The organism is Qipengyuania rhodophyticola, from assembly GCF_042493225.1.
Lineage (GTDB): Bacteria > Pseudomonadota > Alphaproteobacteria > Sphingomonadales > Sphingomonadaceae > Erythrobacter.
The window spans coordinates 1,787,305-1,805,111 of the sequence record NZ_CP170454.1 but is presented as its reverse complement, the minus strand read 5'-3'; the positions used below and the strand labels follow the sequence as shown (position 1 = coordinate 1,805,111).

Genomic DNA, 17,807 nt, shown 5'->3' with positions numbered 1-17,807 from the left:
GCCATTGCCTATGGCGCGCGCAGCCCTATCTGTCACCTATGGCTGCTACTCTTCTCACAAATCGCGCACTCATTCGGCTTTCAACTCAGGATGACGCCGAGGACGTCCGCGACTTTCTTCAGGGTCTGATCACCAATGATGTGAGCGCGCAGGCGTTGGGCGACGATCCGGTATATGCTGCCTTGCTAACGCCTCAGGGTAAGACGTTGTTCGACTTCCTGTTGTGGGCTGACGGCGACGATGTGTTGCTGGATTGCGAGACGGAGCTAGCGCCGGAATTGATCAAGCGGCTCTCGCTTTACCGCTTGCGGCGCAAGATCACGATTGCGATTGATGAAAGCCTAGCTGTGCATTGGTCACCAGATCGTGCGGCTGGCGAACCTGATCCAAGGATGTCCGCGCTGGGCCATCGTTGGCTTGCACCCGAGGCCGATGCAGAACCCGCCGATGGCGCGTGGCTCGCGCATCGCCTTTCCCTCGGAGTTCCGGAAACGCGCTCAGAGCTTGGCGATATTCTGTGGCTGGAGACCAATGCGATAGAGCTAAACGGCGTCGCTTTTGAAAAGGGGTGCTACATAGGGCAGGAGAATACCGCGCGGATGAACTGGCGTTCTAAGGTCAATCGGCGCTTGGTGGTTGTGCCCTTGGACCAGTCTGATGAGAAGCGCCGCAAAGCTGCCTATCCAGAGCTTGGCTTGGCCGTCGATCACTTGCGCGTATCTGATCTCAATCCTGCATCCCTGCCCGGTTGGCAAGCTGCCGCGATCACTAAGTCTGAGTAACCCGCGCCACCGAAGTCTCCAGCATCCGCTGAGCGCGGTCGCGTGCCGCAGTCGCAGGCAAGTTCAATGATTTGGCCAGCGCGCTCCCAATAAGCGCATCGCCCATAGCCATAAGAACCAGCGCCAGCGTCTCTTCATGCAGACGCATAACTTCATCATGCGTTTCAGCCTCTTCAGGCGCGATCTCATCAACCAACTCATGAATGCATTCGACAATCGGGGTCAGCGCATCTTCATTGCCGGTCAGGATCATCCAGCTGGCAAGCGCGCCAGCGCCTTCCTTGTCGAAAGCATCAAAAGCGAGGTCAACGACTTCGCGCGGGGACCCCAGCCCGGCCCGGCTAGCGCGCACGGCGTCGGCAATGGTTGCGCAAACCGTCTGCGCCAAATGCGCAGCAAGTGCCTTTTGAAGGCCTGCCGCAGAACCGAAATGATGCAGCAAATTTGCATGTGTGCGGCCAACGCGTGAAGCCACCGCTTTCAAGGTCAGCGACTGCGGGCCAGTCTCAATAAGCAATCCGCGCGCGGCCTCCAGAGCGGCGAGGCGGGACTCTTCGGGAGTGAGACGTTTGCGGCTTACCATAATAACTCTGTGCCCAATACGATGTCGCGATGATAGCCATGGTGCTCGAGAGCAATCACGACCGCTTGTCGACAAACCCAAGTTGCTGATTACAAAGCGGAGCGCAACCCCAAACCCTGTTAGACCGTCAAGAGCCTCTAGAGAAACTCCCCCTGCGCGCTGATCACACTATTGACATTTGTGTCAGTAGTGATCTATTTACATACTTGTAAGTAACGTAGTTTGACTTGCCCCCCGGCATAATCCCATTGGCGATCAACTCATGCAAAGGCAGAAAACAACTCATGAACGCGCACAGCACTCCCGAAAAAGCCCCTCACAAAAGCGCACCTACACCCGTCGATCTTGAAATCACCATCCGGGATGAGCGCTTCAACCGTGATCAGACGCCAAATCGCTGGTGGGCAGGCGATGCTTTCGGCACTGCATGGCACAATGCACTGTCCGCCACGTTCCCCCGCGGCGAGGCCTTCTTCATCGAAGCGGTGAAGGCTCACCGCGATGGCGCCGACCCCAAGCTGGCTGATGAAATCCGTGCATTTGTGCGTCAGGAAATCAATCACACGCGCGAGCACATTGCCTTTAACAAGCTGGCTGAAAATGCAGGCTATGACATCAAGGCGATCGACAAACGGGTGGAAGAAATGCTGGCCCTCACCAAGGGCCGTCCGGTGATCATCAATCTCGCTGCGACCATGGCGCTTGAGCACTACACCGCGATGATGGCGCATGAGTTTCTCGCCAACCCCAAGCACTTTGAAAATGCCGACCCTGAGGTCCGCGATATGTGGCGCTGGCATGCGGTCGAGGAAATCGAGCACAAAGGCGTCGCTTATGACACTTGGAACCACGCGACCCGTGATTGGACGGCCTGGCGTCGCTGGAAGTTGCGCAGCCTAATGATGGTGATCATCACTGGCCGTTTCTTCAAGAACCGCTGGCAGGATGCAATGAACCTGCTCGCACAAGACGGTATCACTGGCTGGAAAGCACGCTGGGGCCTGCTCAAATATCTGACCGTGTCGCCTGGCGTTGTCCGGCGGATATTCCCAGCATGGCTCGCTTACTTCAAGCCGGGCTTTCACCCATGGGACCATGATGATCGTGAGCTCATCGGCAAATATGAAGGCGAGTTTTCCGACGCGCTGATGCCGGCTGAGTAACCCATTCAGCGAGTAAGGAGTTCCTCCCTCCTTACGAATAAGAAAGGCCCCGCTTCATCAGCGGGGCCTTTTGCGTTGGGACGATCAATTACCAGCCCTCAAGCGGCTTGTCGCATAACCGATGCTTCACCATCATCACCGCCATCATTTTCTGACACGGTTAGGATGATCTCGAAGCAGGCAACCGGATCATGCCCGCCGCGCGCCAGACTATAACCGGGCCGGATCTCTCCAGTAGGCTGAAAACCAGCCTTGTACAGCACGCGCCCTGAGGCGGGGTTATCAACAAAGTGCGAGGCGACAATACGCCGGTGACCAATCGCGCGGGCTACATCGAGCACGCCGCGCGCAGCCTCTGAGGCATAACCGCGGCCCCAATGCGATTGCGCTATCCAATAGCCCAGTTGTACCTCCCCGGTAGCATCATCAAGACCCAGACCGCACGCGCCGATCACGCCGTCACCTGGCAGCACAACCACAAAGCTCGGTAACCAATCGCTCATTGGCAATGCAGTCCATCGCTTTGCGTCTATCTCCGTATAGGGCCAGGGCGCAGTCGCAAGATTGCGCACGATTTCGCGTTCACCAATACCGGCAAAGACAGCTTTCCAATCCTCTTGAAAAGCGGGCCTAAGAAACAGGTTTTGAGTGCGGTGGAACATCTTTCTAACTCCCAGCGCCATTACATGGGGCCTCTACTCCCAATGCATGACAATTACGTGGCGACGAAACAATATTTCGCCGAAGTGAGAGGGAGAAACGACAAGAGGGAGACAGGTTGGCCCCATCTCCCTCTTTGGTTGTCGGTCTTATCCGACTGGGACCATCCTGCTTGGACGACCCCTTTATCGAACCGTCCGGTTATTCGGCTGCTTGGGCCATCATGTCGATTGAGACATATTTGCGGCCAAGCTTACCCTTATGGAATCGCACAACACCGTCACTGAGCGCGAATAGGGTGTGATCCTTGCCCATGCCCACATTGGTGCCTGGGTAGAACTTCGTACCGCGCTGGCGCACGATAATGTTGCCGGCGACCACTGCCTGGCTGCCGTATTTTTTCACGCCAAGACGGCGACCTGCTGAGTCGCGACCGTTGCGGGACGAACCGCCTGCTTTCTTATGTGCCATCGTCCGTGATCCTTACTTCTTGTCAGTCTTCTTAGGCGCTGCTTTCTTGGCCGGAGCCTTTTTCGCAGGTGTCTTCTTAGCGGCAGGCTTCTTAGCTGCTGCTTCTTTCTTTGGAGCCGCCTTCTTAGCGGGAGCCTTTTTGGCCGCTGGCTTCTTGGCTTCTGCCTTAGGCGCTGCTTCCTTCTTAGGGGCCGCTTTCTTGGCAGGTGCCTTCTTCGCTTCTGCCGCTTTTGGAGCCGCTTCCTTCTTGGGAGCGGCGGCCTTCTTGGCTGGTGCCTTTTTAGCACCCTCGCCCACATCGGTGATGCGCAGCAAAGTCATTTGCTGACGATGGCCTGCCTTGCGGCGATAATTGTGACGACGACGCTTCTTGAAAACGATCGTCTTTTCACTCTTCGCCTGCGCGATGATTTCTGCTGCGACGCTGACCTTGCCAGCATCAGCAAGCTTGTCTCCCTCACCAGCCAGCAGGACATCGCCCAGCACAACTGTATCGCCCGCTTCACCAGCGAGTTTCTCCACAGCGATTTTGTCTCCGGCGGCTACCCGATATTGTTTGCCGCCCGTGCGCACAATTGCGAACATGGTGCTAATCTCTCAATCAAATTGCTATGCCCACCACTTAGGCGGTGGACGCGTGCCGAATCCCGCATCAGATGCGGTATGTCGGGAAGATGGGTGCCGTTAAGGGAATGGCGCGTCCAAGTCAACGCTATGTCGGCGGATTTTTGCAACACAGCGCTGGCGATCAAAGCGCTGCATGCTATGAACACGGGCGATGGCTAAGGCTAACCTTCATTTGCGAACGCTTCTCGCATCGGCCCTGACGTCGATGATGCTCTCAGGCTGCGCGACCAGTGATACTGACTATCCCTCTTTGGCAACGCGTGATTTTGAACGTGCTGAGGGGCAATTCGAAGCGCCAGCGGCGCGTCAGCTGGACGTGCCAGAAATCCCCACCGATTTTACGGGCGATCTAACCACGCATCTGGCCAATTTGCTGGAGCAGGCAAGGCTATCGCATACGCAGTTTGAGACAAGCCTGCCCAGCGCTCGGAGCCAAGTTGCGGCCGCTCGGGGCCTCTCTGCACAAGATGACCGTTGGTCTCGCGCAGCAATCGCCTTGGGAGGCCTTGATGCCAGCCGCAGCCAAACCGCGATTGTTCTGGCTGACCTCGACACGCTTTATGCAGCCGCAGCAATCCAATATGAGAATGTACAGGCAATTGCCGATACGCGCGCACAAGTCGCTGCGCTAATCTTGCTCGAAGACCGCGCCTTGGCCGATCTTCGTGGTGATTTGGGGGGAGAACCACGCTAATGTCGCTCGCTTGCGCCACATGCCCAGTTCGCGAACAAGCCGCCTGTTCAGTCTTAAATGACAATGAACGCGAGCAGCTTGCCCGCTCGGGCCGCACTCGCAAATTGAAGCGCGGGGAGGTTTTATTCGCCGCGGGCGATGATGCGCAGACATGCGCGACACTGCAAACTGGCGCGCTCAAAATTTCGCAAACTGACGCTAATGGCGAAGAGCACATCCTTGCGCTTGTCCATCCCGCAGGATTTGTTGGCGAACTGTTCCAGCCTTTCATGCAATCGGACGTCATCGCGCTCACCGATTGCGAGCTGTGCCTGTTTTCCGGCACGTCCATCGATCAAACCATTGGGCAGCATCCTGAGCTTGCCAAGGCGCTCCTAAGGCGCAGTCAGGAAGATCTGCATGCCTCGCGCGCCTTGCTGGCGTTGGCGGGCAATCACTCAGCGGCCCATAAGGTGGGCGGCTTGCTGATGGCTTTCGCTCATGCCGCCAGCGACTCCCCCTGCCATCCAGTATCCTCGTTCCAATTGCCGCTAAACCGCGGGGAGATTGGCAACATGCTTGGTCTCGCAATTGAAACCGTGAGCAGGCAGCTCTCCCGATTCGAACAGGAGGGAGCGATCCGAAGAACTGGCCAGCGAGGTATTGAGATACTCTACCCCGCGCTGCTTGCTCCCGCAGCTTAGCGGCAAACCCAGAATTCTAGCTTACAATCGCGGCGATAGTCGCAGTTGCGATTCCCCAGAGCACGATCAGCACAGGCAGAACCAACATCTGCGCCGCGGCGTCTTTGCCTGACAAAAGTCCAGTGTGAGTCATAATGCCATTGCCGAAAAGACGGCCGGTGCTGAGCTGATCTTTATGTGGCTGCTTTTGCGGGTCGCTTGCCTGCAAGCGTGTCCAGATAGCCGGTAGAGTAAAGCCTGCGACAATGAAGAATGCGAAAATCACCATCGGAATGATCAAGCCCGGTGTTGGAAAACCAATGGCCATGATACCGACAAAGCCGAGATAACATCCCACCGTCGCGCCGTAGAGCGCCTTGGGCATCTCAAAGCTGCGATCCACTTCCACTGATTTACGAACTTCGGTCCGAATGCCAGCCTGCTCGGCGACCTGCTCACGAGTAAAATGTTTAGACATTGTATACGCTCCCTTGTGTTGCAGGAGCTTCTTTGCGCGCGGTTTGCGCAGGGCGCTTTGATCTAAGTCAAACTTAGGTGTTTGTACTTGTCACTTTTTCCAGCGCGCGAGATCTGCGTGATCTTCATCGCGCGGCTCAATCCAGTGCCAATCACCAGCCCGTCGTTCCCGCTTCCAGAACCACGCGGCACTCTTCAGATGATCCATGCAGAAATCGACTGAGCGAAGCGCATCACGCCGGTGGCGCGCAGCGGCGGCGACAAAGACGATCGGTTCACCGGGTCGCAGTAGGCCAATGCGGTGGATCATCGCGAGCCCCATCAAACCAAAGCGCTCAAAGGCGCGCTCCGCCAGCGCTTCCATTCCCGGCAGGGTGAGCGGCTCGTAATGTGTCAGCTCCAGCGCCTCGACGCCTGATGCTCGAACTTGGCCGGTGAAACTCGCAATCCCTCCCGCATCGGGCAATGCCCTGGCCAATGCATCGCACTCTTTTGCAGGCAGAAGCTCAGCCGCATCAAGGCGGACGATACGCACTCTGGCTATCCGCCGCTAACCGGTGGGAGCAGCGCGATCTCATCGCCGTCCACCGCAGCCAGTGTAGTTTTATCAGACAAGACTGTGCCAGCGCATGCCACGTTCACGCGGTGATCGCTGAGCTGTTCGGCCAGATGTGGGCCCACCGCTGCGAGCAGCCCCGCCCAATCGAGCGGTGCCTCGACCTCTCTCTCCACCTCACCGGCAAGGTCCTGTAAGGGGCCAAGAAACAAAATGCGCACGCCCATCCGTCTCGCCCTATCCGCCAGTGACCGACATATGACGCGGCTGGGCCGGTGCCTCTCCCGCTTTATTGATGGCAAAATGATGCCGCTCTGGCTTGATCGCAAGAGCATGATCAACCGCATGGTTGAGCGCAGTATCACTGCTGTCCTCGCGCAAGGCAGCGCGCAGATCAACCCGCTCTCCGCCGCCAAGACAGGGGTAAAGCTGTCCGGTGGTGGTGACACGTAAGCGGTTGCACCCCTCACAGAAATTGCCCGTTAGCGGGGTAATCAGCCCTAACCTGCCGCCGGTTTCCGCAATATCGAAATAGCGTGCTGGCCCGCCTGTGCGATGCGTGGAAGGCGCCAATGTCCAGCGTTCCTCCAAATCATCTTTAACTGCCGTAAGCGGCAGATAATGATCAACCCTGTCGCCATCAATTTCTCCGAGCGGCATCACTTCGATCAAGGTCACGCTATGCCCCTGCCCGTGCGCCCAAGCGATCAGATCTGGCAATTCGCCATCGTTGATGCCCTTAAGCGCCACCGTGTTCAGCTTGACCTTAAGCCCCGCCTCTTTCGCCGCCGCAATGCCGCTTAGCACTTTAGGGAGCATATCGCGCCGCGTTAGCTCAGCAAATTTGGCCTTGTCGCGGGTGTCGAGCGACACATTGACGCGGCGCACACCCGCCTTCGCAAGCGCCTCGGCATGAGTCTCGAGCTGCGTCGCATTGGTCGTCAGCGTTAGCTCATCGAGCCCATCGCCGATCTTGCGGCCCAGCGCGCTGACCAGATCAATCATATCGCGCCGCACCAGAGGTTCGCCGCCCGTAAGGCGCAGCTTGGTCACCCCGCGCGCGATGAAAGCGAGCGAGAGCCGGTGCAGCTCCTCCAAGCTAAGCACTTCGTTTTTGGGCAGGAACTTCATCCGCTCCGGCATGCAATAGGCACAGCGCAAATCACAGCGGTCTGTCACGGACAGGCGCAGATAGCTGATGCGGCGACGGAATTGATCAACAAGCGGTGCGGTGTTCATTTCGTCAACCTAGCTAACGGCATCGCACTATGCCAGTACGATAGAACTTGCCAAGACGCTTCATTCAGCTTCCAGATATTGTCCGGTAACACCGGGCGCGTCAGCAAGATAGGCTACCGTCTTGTCCGCGACCTCTCCAGTGCCCGAAACACCATTGATCCGGCGCGGCGCATATTGACGCGCCAGTCCCTGAATAGCCGCTCTACGCCATGCGGAATGCGTGTGATCCGCAGGCGCGAAAATCAGCGTCACATCCTCGCCCGCACCAAGCGCGCTTTCGGCATGCGGCAACCAATGTTGATGAAAGACGCCAGAAGCCGCAAGCGGCTTGGCGGGCAAATCGTCAATTGCGATACGCTTCACTCGCGCCTCTCGCGGTGCAAAGTGATGCCGATTTTCTCATTCGCCTCGGCAATCGCCAGCTTAACGATTTTGACCGTCACAGCCTCAATGCGCGTGTCCTGCACAAACAGCGTTTCGCACACATGGTCCGCCACCGCCTCGATCAGTTTGAAATGCACGCCCTCCGGTAGAGCCTCGGACGCCGCGAATTTCAAATCCATATAGTTTTTGCTCGCCTCAAGCGCTGTATCAGCTTCGTAATGAGCGAGCGGCTTGAGGCGGACCGTGATTGTGAAGCGAAGAGGCTGAGCCTTACCGGTCTCCTCAGAATAGATCCCGGTGAGCACGTCATGCTCAAAATCAGCAACTTCAAGAATAAGCGAATCGTTCATGCGCGCAGCCTCTACACTGGATTTGACCACCGCGCGAAGATTGCAGTGGGCAGCAGTCTTCCGCCCTCACCCGCCTCGCGCACAGCCAAATCGCCATGCTCAATTGTACCGGGCAGATCGGCGAATACCTCCTCCATTAGACCAGCTAATGCGAGACTGCTCATCCGCACCGCGTAGACTGTGAGGAACAGAAAGCGGCTGTTCTTATCGAGCAATTGGCGGCAATCGCGGATCAGGTCGGGTAGCCCTTCTTCCAAGCGCCAGGTTTCATTCTTGGGGCCGCGCCCGAATTTAGGCGGATCGAGGATGATCCCATCATAGCGCCGCTCGCGCCGGACCTCGCGCGCGACAAATTTTGCCGCATCGTCAACCAGCCAGCGGATGGGCTTGTCTTCCATGCCCGATAGCGCGGCATTCTCGCGGGCTTGCGCAACAGACTTCTTACTCGCGTCGACATGTGTCACGCGGCCATGGCGGGACAAGGCAAGCGATCCGACACCGGTATAGCCGAATAGATTAAGCGTCTCAGCGTCCTCGCGCTCGTCCAACTGCTCCCGCATCCAATCCCAGACGGGTGCCATATCGGGGAAATATGCCAGATGCCGAAAAGGTGTCGGCTGCGCGGTAAACGTCACCTCATTCCAACTGACCGGCCAACCATCTTCCGGCAGATCGGGCGCATGGGTCCAGCGACCACCGCCATCCTCATCAGAACCGGGTTGGAATTCGCTCTTCGCGTCCCAATCATCTATCCGCGGCGACCACATGGCCTGCGGTTCCGGCCGGATGAATTTATGCGCGCCAAAGCTCTCATATTTGCGGCCATGCCCGCTATCGAGCAGGCGGTAGCCATCCCAGCCCTCGCCCACCATCACTATCGGGTCAGACCGCAAGCTCGCCATCAGGCAGAAGGTGTTGCGTTAGCCATCAGGAACTCGCGCACCGCCTCATAGGTGCCGGGCAGATCGCTACATGCTTCCTCGCGCGAGAACAGATCGCCTATCCGCGCAGGCAGCGCCGGCCTTAGGCCTGTTGCCCGCTCGACTGCATCACGGAACTTGGCCGGATGCGCGGTCGCCAGTGTCACCATGGGCACGTCGTCAGGGAGGTTTGCCGCGCGCGCCGCATGCAGGCCAATGGCCGTATGTGGATCAATTACCTCACCAGCATGTTCATGCGCCCAGCGCAGCGCCTGTGCCATCGCGCTTTCATCGGCCCGCGCGCTGGTAAAGAGCGAGGCCGCGCCTTCGCGCTGCGTATTGGTAAGTTGCATGGCCCGCTCTGCTTCGAACCCGCGCATTTGCTCCGCCATCGCTGCGCCATCGCGCCCTCCGACATCAAACAGAAGCCGCTCAAAATTGGAGCTGACCTGAATGTCCATGCTGGGCGCGGCAGTTGGCGTGACTTCGCCCGCAGAGTAATCGCCACTGGTTAGCGCGCGGTGGAGGATGTCGTTGATATTGGTCGCGACCACCAGCTGCTCAATCGGCAGACCCATGCGCGCGGCAACATGGCCCGCAAACACATCGCCAAAATTGCCCGTTGGCACGCTAAACGCGACCTTGCGTTCGGGCGCGCCAAGCTGAAGCGCGGCGGCGAAATAATACACTACCTGCGCGAGCAGCCGCGCCCAATTGATCGAATTGACTGCGCCGATGCGGTGTGTCGCAGTGACTGTCTCGTCGCCAAAGATGCGCTTCACCATCGCCTGAGCATCATCAAAGCTACCCTCAATCGCGATGTTATGAACGTTGGGCGCGCGCACTGTGGTCATCTGACAGCGCTGAACATCGCTGATCCGGCCCTTGGGGTGAAGCATAAATATCTCGACCCGCTCTCGGCCAGCAACCGCATCAATGGCTGCGCTGCCCGTGTCGCCGCTGGTCGCGCCAACAATGGTCAGGCGGCTGTCGTCGCGCTCGAGAAATTCCTCAAACAGAAGGCCAAGCAATTGCAGCGCCACGTCTTTGAACGCCAGTGTTGGCCCGTGGAACAATTCCAGCAGCCATTGCCGCTCATCAAGCTGAACAAGCGGCGTGACCGCCGCATGAGCAAAGCGGCCATAGGCTTGCTCGCATAGCTCCAGCAGACGCTCCGGCGCCAAGCTATCACCGACAAAAGGCTGCATCACACGCGCGGCAAGTTGAGGATAAGAAAGTCCGCGCATCGCGGCGATCTCGTCAGCAGAAAAACGCGGCCACTTGCGCGGCACATAAAGACCGCCATCATTAGCCAGCCCTGCCAGCGTTACGCCCGCAAAATCCAGCGTGGGTGCGCTCCCCCTGGTTGAAACATATTCCATAATAGAAACGCGGTTAGCGGCGCGGCGAGCTGCGGGCAAGCAATCGCGGCTTTATTGAGGTTTAGCGGGCTTGTGTTTGTTGCCCAGCCACCCACGCCCTCCACCCTTCCTCCCGGATAGTGTCCCGGTAGGCTCCGGGTGGAGGGGTCGAGGGCGTGGGTGGCTAGGCACTAATCAAAGAGGGGTCTTTCGCCTGCGAAGCGCCAACAGATAAATCACCAGCGCGGTCATCGCGAAAAAGAACCACTGCCCCGCATAGGCAAGATGATTGTTCGGCAGATCCTTGGGGTCGGGCTTTGCGAGTGGCTCGAGCCCAGCAATCGGCTCTTCCAACTGGAGGCGGACTCCATATTGGCCGCCCGGCGCGATCAGCCCGGTGACGCGCTCCCCATCCCATTCCGGGGTTTTGGGATCGCGCGAAAACCCTACCTTGAACTCATTTACTCCGATAGGTGTATTGCAGGTAACGATATGGACAAGCCCGCTCTGCCCGCGTGCATTGTTGCCAGCTATCGAAGTCGTCGCGCGCACCGATTGGCATTCGAGCGCAGACTGACGGAAGAAAGTGTCATCGCTCACCTCGCCATCGTCGGTGCGTGGAAAGGCAATCGGGTCGGGGTTGGCCAGCGCCGCCTCATAGCGTGCGATCAGCGCCGCCTTTTCATCAACCCGGCCTAGCTGCCAGATGCCGAGCGCAATCATTGTCGCAATCGCGGCGGCGACGAGAACCGTCGGAATGATGGGCACATCGCGCAGTGTCATTGCTTGCCGCTTTCTTCCAGCTGTTCATACCTCGCGTAGAGCAGCACTGTCTTCATCAGCCGCACCCCGCCAAGAACTGCACCCAAAGTAACTGGAACCCAGAACAGCGCCAGCAGCCACAAAGGCAGGCGGACCAGACTATCCAGCCATAGCGCGAGGCCAATCAGGACCAGCGCGATCAGTAGCGTCAGCACCCCTGCCAATCTCGCGCCCCTTTCCAGCGGCGCAAAATCAAGCGCGCAGGCGCGGCATTTACTCGAAACTTGCAGAGGTGCGTTGAAGAGAGTGCGCGCGCCGCATCTTGGGCACATACCGTAAAGGGCGGCCTCCAAAATCGAAGACCGCCCCTTATCAACGTTGGAATTGTCGCGCTTCACGCGGGCCTCAAGTCGGGCCGGGCACTAGATGTATTCAGCGCCCCAACCGCCCCAGACATACACTGCGACGAAGAGGAACAGCCATACGACATCGACGAAGTGCCAGTACCAAGCCGCCGCTTCAAAGCCGAAATGCTGACGCGGGGTGAAGTGGCCCTTGTATGTCCGGAACAGGCAGACAGCGAGAAAGATAGTGCCAACCAGAACGTGGAACCCGTGGAAGCCAGTCGCCATGTAGAAGGCGGAGCTGTAGGTGTTTTGACCAAAGACGAATGGCGCGTGACCATACTCGTAAGCCTGCACCATGGAGAACACGACGCCCAGCGCAATCGTCGCCCAAAGGCCTTTCTTTAGTCCTTCCCGATCACCATGGATGAGCGCGTGGTGCGCCCACGTAACGGTAGTACCCGAACACAACAAAATCAGTGTATTGAGGAGCGGAAGTGAGAAGGCATTAAGAACCTTCATGCCCTCAGGCACGAGCGTTCCAAGACTGGTATCGCCCTCTGAAATGAACTTGTTCGTGGTCATCTGCACGCCGTCCACAACGCTCACTTCGAGCGGGGCGGGGAACAGGGCAAAGTCGAACCAGCTCCAGAACCACCCGACGAAAAACATAACTTCGGAGGCAATGAACAGGATCATGCCGTAGCGCATGTGAAGCTGAACAACCGGCGTATGATCGCCGCGCTCCGCCTCTTTCACGACATTGCTGAACCACGCAAAAAAAGTCGCGATCAGGCCAGCAATGCCCAGCCCCAGCACCAGATGTGCGGACGCCATTTCATGCATGAAAAGGACCATGCCTGAGGTAAAAGTCAGCGCCGATACAGAGCCGATAAGCGGCCAAATATCGGGTTCAAGAATGTGATAGTCGTGATTGACGTTGCCAGCCATCGGTCGTTTCGTCCTGTCTATGATCCTGTAGTGCCTTTAAAGCCCGCGAGCCACGCGGTCTAGAGTGTATGAGTCCTGATTAACTTTCATCCCCTGAACCGCTTTCGCCAGCGCTAGCTTGCGCTGCGGCGCTTTGGTCTATTGCCCGGTGAAAGGTGTATGACAAAGTGATCTGCTCCACATCCTTCGCATTCTCATCTTCCAAGATTTTCGGATCGATGAAATAGAGCACCGGCATTCGAATCTCTTCGCCAGGCTGCAAAGTCTGTTCAACAAAGCAAAAACACTGGATCTTGTTGAAATACTGCCCGGTTTGCTCCGGCTCGACATTGAACGTCGCGGTGCCCGTAATCGGCACATCGCTGTTATTCTTAGCGATGTAGAAGGCCATATCGCGCTGGCCGATCGTTACGGTATCGGTCGATTGTTCTGGACGGAAGGTCCACGGCACTTGGTTCGATGTACTGGCATCAAAGCGGATCGAAATCGGCTCGGCGCCCGCAATCGCAGCCATCCGTGCCGCCGCATCAGCCTCGCTTTCGCTTGCGCGCTGAGTTGTGCCGCCAAAACCGGTAACTTGGCAAAATATCTCATAGAGCGGCACCGCAGCATAGCCCATGCCGAGCATCGCCAAAGCCCCCACAAAGGCAAATGCGCCAGTGCGTGTATTGCGCTCTTCAAGCGAGGGGGCGGTTAGATCGCCGCTCATCCTATTGCGCTCCGATCCGTGCGATGGTGATCGCATAAAACAGTACGACAAAGAATATCAGCAGGCCGCCGAGCACGAGATTGCGGCCCTTACGGCGACGTTTGAACTCGGTTTCTTCTTCAGGTGTCATTACAGCAACCCGTTTTGGCGCAGCAGCGCATCAACAACCAAAGCCGCGAACAGTGCGAACAGATAGACAATGCTGAACGCAAAGAGGCGCTTTTCCGGCTTCATCGTATCGCCCGATGCTGATTGCCGGAACGCGACGGGAATGGAAAGCGCAACAAATGCACCGCTCAGCGCAAGCGCCGCAATACCATATACTGCGCCGGTGCCGCCGATGAACCATGGCGCAGCCGCAATCGGCAAAAGCAGAGCGGAATAAACGATGATCTGGATACGCGTGGATTTTTCGCCCTTGGCGACTGGCATCATCGGAATGCCAACTTTCTCATAGTCAATCTTCACAAACAGGGCGAGTGCCCAGAAATGCGGCGGCGTCCACATGAAGATGATCGCAAACAGAAGGATCGGCATGGCGGTAATCTCGCCAGTAACCGCAACCCATCCGATCAGTGGGGGAAATGCGCCTGCCCCGCCACCGATCACGATATTCTGCGGCGTGCGCGGCTTAAGCCACATCGTGTAGATCACCGCGTAGTAGAATATCGAAAATGCCAGCAAAGCCGCCGCTAACCAGCCAACAGCTAGCCCCATAATACCAACCGAAAATCCCGAAAGCACAATGCCAAAATCTCGGGCATCATCCGGCCGCATCCGTCCCGATGGGAGGGGCCTAGCAGCAGTCCGCTTCATACCCGCATCTATGTCAGCTTCCCACCACATGTTGAGCGCCGCAGCACCGCTAGCACCCATTGCGATGCACAGGATCGCGCTAAAGCCGAGCACTGGGTTGATATTGCCGGGCGCTGCCAGCAGGCCGCAGAGGCCAGTGAAGATCACCAGCGTCATCACACGCGGTTTCGTCAGCGCGTAAAAGTCGCGCCAATCTGCCGGTAAAGTTTGCGTCCTTGCTGTAGTCATTGTTCTTATGCGCAGACTGCCTAGCCCGCTCTCTCAATATGCGGAAAGGCGCACCTCGCGATGCGCCTCCCCAAATTCTTGTCCGCGTCAGGGGCTCCGATCCCGCAGAGCTCCGATTAAAAGACTGCTTATGCCGGGGAAGGCCTCTCTTCACGCGGCATGTGATCGTGATAATCGTGATGATCCTCAATCACCGGCAGCGTCTCAAACTGGTGGAACGGCGGTGGGCTAGACAATGTCCACTCAAGCGTCGTCGCCCCTTCACCCCATGGGTTGTCCGCAGCCTTCTTGCCCGCGATAAATGCGTAAGCAAGATTGACGAAGAAGATCAGCATTGAGACCGCCATGACGGCATAGCCAAAGGTACTGACTTCGTTCCAGAACGTGTAAGCCTCGGCATAGTCAGGATAGCGGCGCGGCATACCTTGCATCCCGAGGAAGTGCTGCGGGAAGAAGATGATGTTCACGCCGATGAAGAACACCCAGAAATGCAGGTGAGACAATAGCTCTGAGTGCATCCGGCCGCTCATCTTCGGGAACCAGTAGTAGAAACCCGCAAAGAGTGAGAAGACCGCGCCCATGGACAGAACGTAGTGGAAGTGAGCAACCACATAATAGGTGTCGTGGAGGTTATCATCGATACCGCCATTCGCGAGCACCACGCCCGTCACACCGCCAACGGTGAACAGGAAGATGAAGCCGAGCGCCCACACCATTGGCGATTTGAACTCAAGCGAACCGCCCCACATGGTGGCAATCCAGCTAAATATCTTCACGCCCGTCGGCACCGCGATGACCATGGTCGCCGCCGTGAAATACATCTTCGTATTTACGTCGAGACCGACGGTGTACATGTGGTGCGCCCACACGATGAAGCCAACCACGCCGATCGCGACCATCGCATAGGCCATGCCGAGATAGCCAAACACAGGCTTGCGGCTGAAGGTTGCGACGATCTGAGAGACCATGCCGAAGCCTGGCAGGATCATAATGTAGACCTCTGGGTGGCCGAAGAACCAGAACAGGTGCTGATAGAGCACGGGGTCACCGCCGCCAGCTGGGTCGAAGAATGTCGTGCCGAAGTTACGGTCGGTCAGCAGCATGGTGATCGCGGCCGCAAGCACCGGAAGCGCCAGCAGTAGCAGGAACGCTGTGACCAATACCGACCATACAAACAGCGGCATTTTATGCAGGGTCATGCCCGGCGCACGCATGTTAAAAATGGTGGTGATGAAGTTGGTAGCCCCGAGGATCGAACCCGCGCCCGCCAAGTGAAGCGAGAAGATCGCAAAATCGACCGCAGGACCGACTGACCCAGTGGTTGAGAGCGGCGCATAAACCGTCCAGCCAACACCAGCGCCTGGCCCGGTGCCGCCCGGTACAAATAGCGAGAACAGCAGGCTGACAAAACCAGCAACAGTCAGCCAGAACGAGATGTTGTTCATGCGCGGGAAGGCCATGTCCGGCGCGCCAATCATCAGCGGCACAAACCAGTTACCAAATCCGCCAATCATCGCCGGCATAACCATAAAGAAGACCATGATCAGGCCGTGAGCCGTGATGAACACGTTCCACATGTGCAGCGAGGCGTTGATGTCGCCTGCTTCTGCGCCCATAAACTCGGCCCACCAGCCAAGATACTGGATGCCCGGCGCAGCAAGTTCCATCCGCATGATGCCGGAAATCGCACCGCCGATGATCCCTGCACAAATCGCGAAAATCAGATACAGCGTACCGATGTCTTTGTGGTTCGTGGACATGAACCAGCGGGCGAAAAATCCGGGCTTGTGATCCGCATCATGTGCGTGATCGTCACCGTGGGCCTGGAATGTGTCAGCAGTCGTTGCCATCGTGATCAGTCTCTCTCGTCAGCGCTAGTTCAATTGGGCGCTAAAAAATTATGCGTTTTCGTCAGCGGCTTCGTCTGTCGCCGCTTCGTCAGTTGTTTCTGCTTCAGCGATCGCATCGCCGGGTACTTCGCCGCCATTCTCGCGGACCCAAGCTTCAAACTGTTCCATCGGCAGCGCTTCAACTGTGATCGGCATATAAGCATGACGCGCACCGCACAGCTCAGAGCATTGGCCGTAATACACGCCCGGCTCATCAATCACCAGCAGGCGCTCGTTCAGACGGCCTGGAACCGCATCAATCTTGAACCAAAGACTTGGTACAGCAAATGCGTGGATGACATCAGCGGCGGTTGTCTGCACGCGTAGCGGCACGCCCGCGGGAACGACCATGCGATTGTCGACAGCCAGTTGATAAGGCTCGCCGCGCGCATCAGCAGTTTCTTCATCCAGCATGTTCGAGACAATCTCAATCTCGCCGTGGTCAGGATAAGTGTATGTCCAATACCACTGATAGCCGGTCGCTTTAATCGTCACCGCTTCTTCAGGCGGCGTTTCATATTGCCGCGCCAGCAGATCAATCGACGGAACCGCGATGACCAGCAGAATGATCACCGGAACACCCGTCCAAATCACTTCGATCAGCGTGTTGTGCGTGGTCTTGGACGGCGTTGGGTTTGCAGCCTTGCGATAGCGAATAGCCACCCACAGCAAGAGGCCGAGAACAAACAGGCTGATGACGGTGATGACCGGCAGCAGGATATAGTCATGCATCCAAAGAGCATATTCGCCATTGGCAGAATATTGATCCTGGAAAGTCAGGCTCTTCATCGCATCATCTTCATATGCGGTTGGCATGCCTTTGCCCTCGGTCGGCGCCATCGGCACATAGCCACCGGTGGCGGCAGGCTCAGCAGCTTCAGCCGTCACAGCTTCTGCTGGAACCTCAGGCAGAGCTTCTGGCGCGGCGGTTTCTTGCGCATTTGCCAGACTGCTTGAAAACAGGATTGCAAAACCAGCGATAAGACCAAGTAGCAAGGTCAATGCCTTGTTGCGGCCGGCTGATAATGATGATGTCGACATGCTCATATGTTCTGCTGTCACTTTATTATCATGGCGGGCGTTTGCCCGGATTGTTGGATTTAAGTGCCTGTTCAGCACCGTCACCCTTCGCGATTTATCGCAGCGCCTATAACAGGGTTGCGCTATGCCTCAAGCGGT

General features: G+C 57.4%; 24 protein-coding genes. 4 read left to right on the top strand and 20 right to left on the bottom strand.

Going from position 1 to position 17,807, the window contains the following annotated elements:
* The first annotated feature begins 38 nt into the window (after window positions 1-38).
* Window positions 39-782 (top strand): YgfZ/GcvT domain-containing protein, encoded by a 744-nt coding sequence (locus tag ACFCXQ_RS08570; protein WP_379549698.1) that lies wholly within the window; start codon window positions 39-41, stop codon window positions 780-782.
* Here the strand turns inward: ACFCXQ_RS08570 and ACFCXQ_RS08565 are convergent.
* Window positions 769-1,365, bottom strand: a complete 597-nt coding sequence (locus ACFCXQ_RS08565) for a TetR/AcrR family transcriptional regulator (protein WP_379549696.1) — start codon at window positions 1,363-1,365, stop codon at window positions 769-771. The genes ACFCXQ_RS08570 and ACFCXQ_RS08565 overlap by 14 nt on opposite strands.
* Before the next feature lie 284 nt (window positions 1,366-1,649).
* On the opposite strand from ACFCXQ_RS08565, the gene ACFCXQ_RS08560 reads away from it, so the two are divergent.
* Entirely contained in the window at window positions 1,650-2,528 is an 879-nt protein-coding gene (locus tag ACFCXQ_RS08560; protein ID WP_379549694.1) for a metal-dependent hydrolase, read from the top strand.
* 98 nt (window positions 2,529-2,626) lie between these two features.
* On the opposite strand, the gene ACFCXQ_RS08555 is transcribed toward ACFCXQ_RS08560, so the two are convergent.
* From ACFCXQ_RS08555 to rplU, 3 genes are all read right to left on the bottom strand, one after another.
* A complete protein-coding gene (locus tag ACFCXQ_RS08555; RefSeq protein ID WP_379549692.1) occupies window positions 2,627-3,190 on the bottom strand; it encodes a GNAT family N-acetyltransferase in 564 nt (187 codons plus the stop codon).
* Window positions 3,191-3,389: 199 nt separating this feature from the next.
* The gene (gene rpmA, locus ACFCXQ_RS08550; RefSeq protein WP_379549690.1) at window positions 3,390-3,659 is read right to left on the bottom strand and encodes a 50S ribosomal protein L27; all 270 of its coding nucleotides are present in this window, start codon (window positions 3,657-3,659) and stop codon (window positions 3,390-3,392) included.
* Window positions 3,660-3,671: 12 nt separating this feature from the next.
* On the bottom strand, window positions 3,672-4,244 hold the full coding sequence (gene rplU / locus ACFCXQ_RS08545; protein WP_379549688.1) for a 50S ribosomal protein L21: 573 nt from the start codon (window positions 4,242-4,244) through the stop codon (window positions 3,672-3,674).
* A gap of 193 nt (window positions 4,245-4,437) precedes the next feature.
* Between rplU and ACFCXQ_RS08540 the strand changes: the two genes are divergently transcribed.
* A complete protein-coding gene (locus ACFCXQ_RS08540; protein WP_379549687.1) occupies window positions 4,438-4,980 on the top strand; it encodes a hypothetical protein in 543 nt (180 codons plus the stop codon).
* A complete protein-coding gene (locus tag ACFCXQ_RS08535; RefSeq protein ID WP_379549685.1) occupies window positions 4,980-5,663 on the top strand; it encodes a Crp/Fnr family transcriptional regulator in 684 nt (227 codons plus the stop codon). The genes ACFCXQ_RS08540 and ACFCXQ_RS08535 overlap by 1 nt, the downstream gene beginning before the upstream one ends.
* A gap of 16 nt (window positions 5,664-5,679) precedes the next feature.
* Here the strand turns inward: ACFCXQ_RS08535 and ACFCXQ_RS08530 are convergent, their stop codons facing one another.
* From ACFCXQ_RS08530 to coxB, 16 genes are all read right to left on the bottom strand, one after another.
* On the bottom strand, window positions 5,680-6,120 hold the full coding sequence (locus ACFCXQ_RS08530; protein WP_379549683.1) for a hypothetical protein: 441 nt from the start codon (window positions 6,118-6,120) through the stop codon (window positions 5,680-5,682).
* Between the two features lie 90 nt (window positions 6,121-6,210).
* Complete coding sequence (locus tag ACFCXQ_RS08525; RefSeq protein ID WP_379549681.1) at window positions 6,211-6,654, bottom strand: molybdenum cofactor biosynthesis protein MoaE; 444 nt, start codon at window positions 6,652-6,654, stop codon at window positions 6,211-6,213.
* Between the two features lie 5 nt (window positions 6,655-6,659).
* Window positions 6,660-6,902, bottom strand: a complete 243-nt coding sequence (locus ACFCXQ_RS08520) for a MoaD/ThiS family protein (protein WP_379549679.1) — start codon at window positions 6,900-6,902, stop codon at window positions 6,660-6,662.
* Window positions 6,903-6,912: 10 nt separating this feature from the next.
* Complete coding sequence (gene moaA, locus ACFCXQ_RS08515) at window positions 6,913-7,914, bottom strand: GTP 3',8-cyclase MoaA (RefSeq protein WP_379549677.1); 1,002 nt, start codon at window positions 7,912-7,914, stop codon at window positions 6,913-6,915.
* Window positions 7,915-7,974: 60 nt separating this feature from the next.
* Entirely contained in the window at window positions 7,975-8,277 is a 303-nt protein-coding gene (locus tag ACFCXQ_RS08510) for a Rossmann fold domain-containing protein (protein ID WP_379549675.1), read from the bottom strand.
* Window positions 8,274-8,648: a dihydroneopterin aldolase gene (locus tag ACFCXQ_RS08505; RefSeq protein ID WP_379549673.1), complete on the bottom strand. Its 375-nt coding sequence runs from the start codon at window positions 8,646-8,648 to the stop codon at window positions 8,274-8,276. The genes ACFCXQ_RS08510 and ACFCXQ_RS08505 overlap by 4 nt, the downstream gene beginning before the upstream one ends.
* Window positions 8,649-8,659: 11 nt before the next feature.
* Window positions 8,660-9,550, bottom strand: coding sequence for a class I SAM-dependent methyltransferase (locus ACFCXQ_RS08500; protein ID WP_379549672.1), 891 nt, complete (start codon window positions 9,548-9,550; stop codon window positions 8,660-8,662).
* The gene (thrC, locus tag ACFCXQ_RS08495; protein ID WP_379549670.1) at window positions 9,550-10,950 is read right to left on the bottom strand and encodes a threonine synthase; all 1,401 of its coding nucleotides are present in this window, start codon (window positions 10,948-10,950) and stop codon (window positions 9,550-9,552) included. The genes ACFCXQ_RS08500 and thrC overlap by 1 nt, the downstream gene beginning before the upstream one ends.
* 174 nt (window positions 10,951-11,124) lie before the next feature.
* Window positions 11,125-11,712, bottom strand: a complete 588-nt coding sequence (locus ACFCXQ_RS08490) for an SURF1 family cytochrome oxidase biogenesis protein (protein WP_379549668.1) — start codon at window positions 11,710-11,712, stop codon at window positions 11,125-11,127.
* Window positions 11,709-12,023: a DUF983 domain-containing protein gene (locus ACFCXQ_RS08485; RefSeq protein WP_379554606.1), complete on the bottom strand. Its 315-nt coding sequence runs from the start codon at window positions 12,021-12,023 to the stop codon at window positions 11,709-11,711. Before ACFCXQ_RS08485 ends, ACFCXQ_RS08490 begins: the two co-directional genes overlap by 4 nt.
* Before the next feature lie 90 nt (window positions 12,024-12,113).
* On the bottom strand, window positions 12,114-12,986 hold the full coding sequence (locus tag ACFCXQ_RS08480) for a cytochrome c oxidase subunit 3 (RefSeq protein ID WP_379549666.1): 873 nt from the start codon (window positions 12,984-12,986) through the stop codon (window positions 12,114-12,116).
* A gap of 79 nt (window positions 12,987-13,065) precedes the next feature.
* A complete protein-coding gene (locus ACFCXQ_RS08475) occupies window positions 13,066-13,695 on the bottom strand; it encodes a cytochrome c oxidase assembly protein (RefSeq protein WP_379549664.1) in 630 nt (209 codons plus the stop codon).
* A gap of 1 nt (window position 13,696) precedes the next feature.
* The gene (locus ACFCXQ_RS08470) at window positions 13,697-13,825 is read right to left on the bottom strand and encodes a hypothetical protein (protein ID WP_379549662.1); all 129 of its coding nucleotides are present in this window, start codon (window positions 13,823-13,825) and stop codon (window positions 13,697-13,699) included.
* A complete protein-coding gene (locus tag ACFCXQ_RS08465) occupies window positions 13,825-14,739 on the bottom strand; it encodes a heme o synthase (protein ID WP_379549660.1) in 915 nt (304 codons plus the stop codon). Before ACFCXQ_RS08465 ends, ACFCXQ_RS08470 begins: the two co-directional genes overlap by 1 nt.
* Window positions 14,740-14,867: 128 nt before the next feature.
* Window positions 14,868-16,589 carry a cytochrome c oxidase subunit I gene (gene ctaD, locus ACFCXQ_RS08460; RefSeq protein ID WP_379549658.1) on the bottom strand — a complete coding sequence of 574 codons (1,722 nt, stop codon included), beginning with the start codon at window positions 16,587-16,589 and terminating at the stop codon, window positions 14,868-14,870.
* Between the two features lie 48 nt (window positions 16,590-16,637).
* A complete protein-coding gene (coxB, locus tag ACFCXQ_RS08455; RefSeq protein WP_425589410.1) occupies window positions 16,638-17,675 on the bottom strand; it encodes a cytochrome c oxidase subunit II in 1,038 nt (345 codons plus the stop codon).
* Window positions 17,676-17,807: the final 132 nt, after the last annotated feature.

What these genes read in the sequence shown, in the direction of transcription:
- ACFCXQ_RS08570 (WP_379549698.1), top strand. Translation starts at nt 39, where the DNA reads ATGGCTGCTACTCTTCTCACAAATCGCGCACTCATTCGGCTTTCAACT.
- ACFCXQ_RS08565 (WP_379549696.1), bottom strand. Translation starts at nt 1,365, where the DNA reads ATGGTAAGCCGCAAACGTCTCACTCCCGAAGAGTCCCGCCTCGCCGCT.
- ACFCXQ_RS08560 (WP_379549694.1), top strand. Translation starts at nt 1,650, where the DNA reads ATGAACGCGCACAGCACTCCCGAAAAAGCCCCTCACAAAAGCGCACCT.
- ACFCXQ_RS08555 (WP_379549692.1), bottom strand. Translation starts at nt 3,190, where the DNA reads ATGTTCCACCGCACTCAAAACCTGTTTCTTAGGCCCGCTTTTCAAGAG.
- rpmA (WP_379549690.1), bottom strand. Translation starts at nt 3,659, where the DNA reads ATGGCACATAAGAAAGCAGGCGGTTCGTCCCGCAACGGTCGCGACTCA.
- rplU (WP_379549688.1), bottom strand. Translation starts at nt 4,244, where the DNA reads ATGTTCGCAATTGTGCGCACGGGCGGCAAACAATATCGGGTAGCCGCC.
- ACFCXQ_RS08540 (WP_379549687.1), top strand. Translation starts at nt 4,438, where the DNA reads ATGGCTAAGGCTAACCTTCATTTGCGAACGCTTCTCGCATCGGCCCTG.
- ACFCXQ_RS08535 (WP_379549685.1), top strand. Translation starts at nt 4,980, where the DNA reads ATGTCGCTCGCTTGCGCCACATGCCCAGTTCGCGAACAAGCCGCCTGT.
- ACFCXQ_RS08530 (WP_379549683.1), bottom strand. Translation starts at nt 6,120, where the DNA reads ATGTCTAAACATTTTACTCGTGAGCAGGTCGCCGAGCAGGCTGGCATT.
- ACFCXQ_RS08520 (WP_379549679.1), bottom strand. Translation starts at nt 6,902, where the DNA reads ATGGGCGTGCGCATTTTGTTTCTTGGCCCCTTACAGGACCTTGCCGGT.
- moaA (WP_379549677.1), bottom strand. Translation starts at nt 7,914, where the DNA reads ATGAACACCGCACCGCTTGTTGATCAATTCCGTCGCCGCATCAGCTAT.
- ACFCXQ_RS08505 (WP_379549673.1), bottom strand. Translation starts at nt 8,648, where the DNA reads ATGAACGATTCGCTTATTCTTGAAGTTGCTGATTTTGAGCATGACGTG.
- ACFCXQ_RS08500 (WP_379549672.1), bottom strand. Translation starts at nt 9,550, where the DNA reads ATGGCGAGCTTGCGGTCTGACCCGATAGTGATGGTGGGCGAGGGCTGG.
- thrC (WP_379549670.1), bottom strand. Translation starts at nt 10,950, where the DNA reads ATGGAATATGTTTCAACCAGGGGGAGCGCACCCACGCTGGATTTTGCG.
- ACFCXQ_RS08490 (WP_379549668.1), bottom strand. Translation starts at nt 11,712, where the DNA reads ATGACACTGCGCGATGTGCCCATCATTCCGACGGTTCTCGTCGCCGCC.
- ACFCXQ_RS08485 (WP_379554606.1), bottom strand. Translation starts at nt 12,023, where the DNA reads ATGTGCCCAAGATGCGGCGCGCGCACTCTCTTCAACGCACCTCTGCAA.
- ACFCXQ_RS08480 (WP_379549666.1), bottom strand. Translation starts at nt 12,986, where the DNA reads ATGGCTGGCAACGTCAATCACGACTATCACATTCTTGAACCCGATATT.
- ACFCXQ_RS08475 (WP_379549664.1), bottom strand. Translation starts at nt 13,695, where the DNA reads ATGAGCGGCGATCTAACCGCCCCCTCGCTTGAAGAGCGCAATACACGC.
- ACFCXQ_RS08470 (WP_379549662.1), bottom strand. Translation starts at nt 13,825, where the DNA reads ATGACACCTGAAGAAGAAACCGAGTTCAAACGTCGCCGTAAGGGCCGC.
- ACFCXQ_RS08465 (WP_379549660.1), bottom strand. Translation starts at nt 14,739, where the DNA reads ATGACTACAGCAAGGACGCAAACTTTACCGGCAGATTGGCGCGACTTT.
- ctaD (WP_379549658.1), bottom strand. Translation starts at nt 16,589, where the DNA reads ATGGCAACGACTGCTGACACATTCCAGGCCCACGGTGACGATCACGCA.
- coxB (WP_425589410.1), bottom strand. Translation starts at nt 17,675, where the DNA reads ATGAGCATGTCGACATCATCATTATCAGCCGGCCGCAACAAGGCATTG.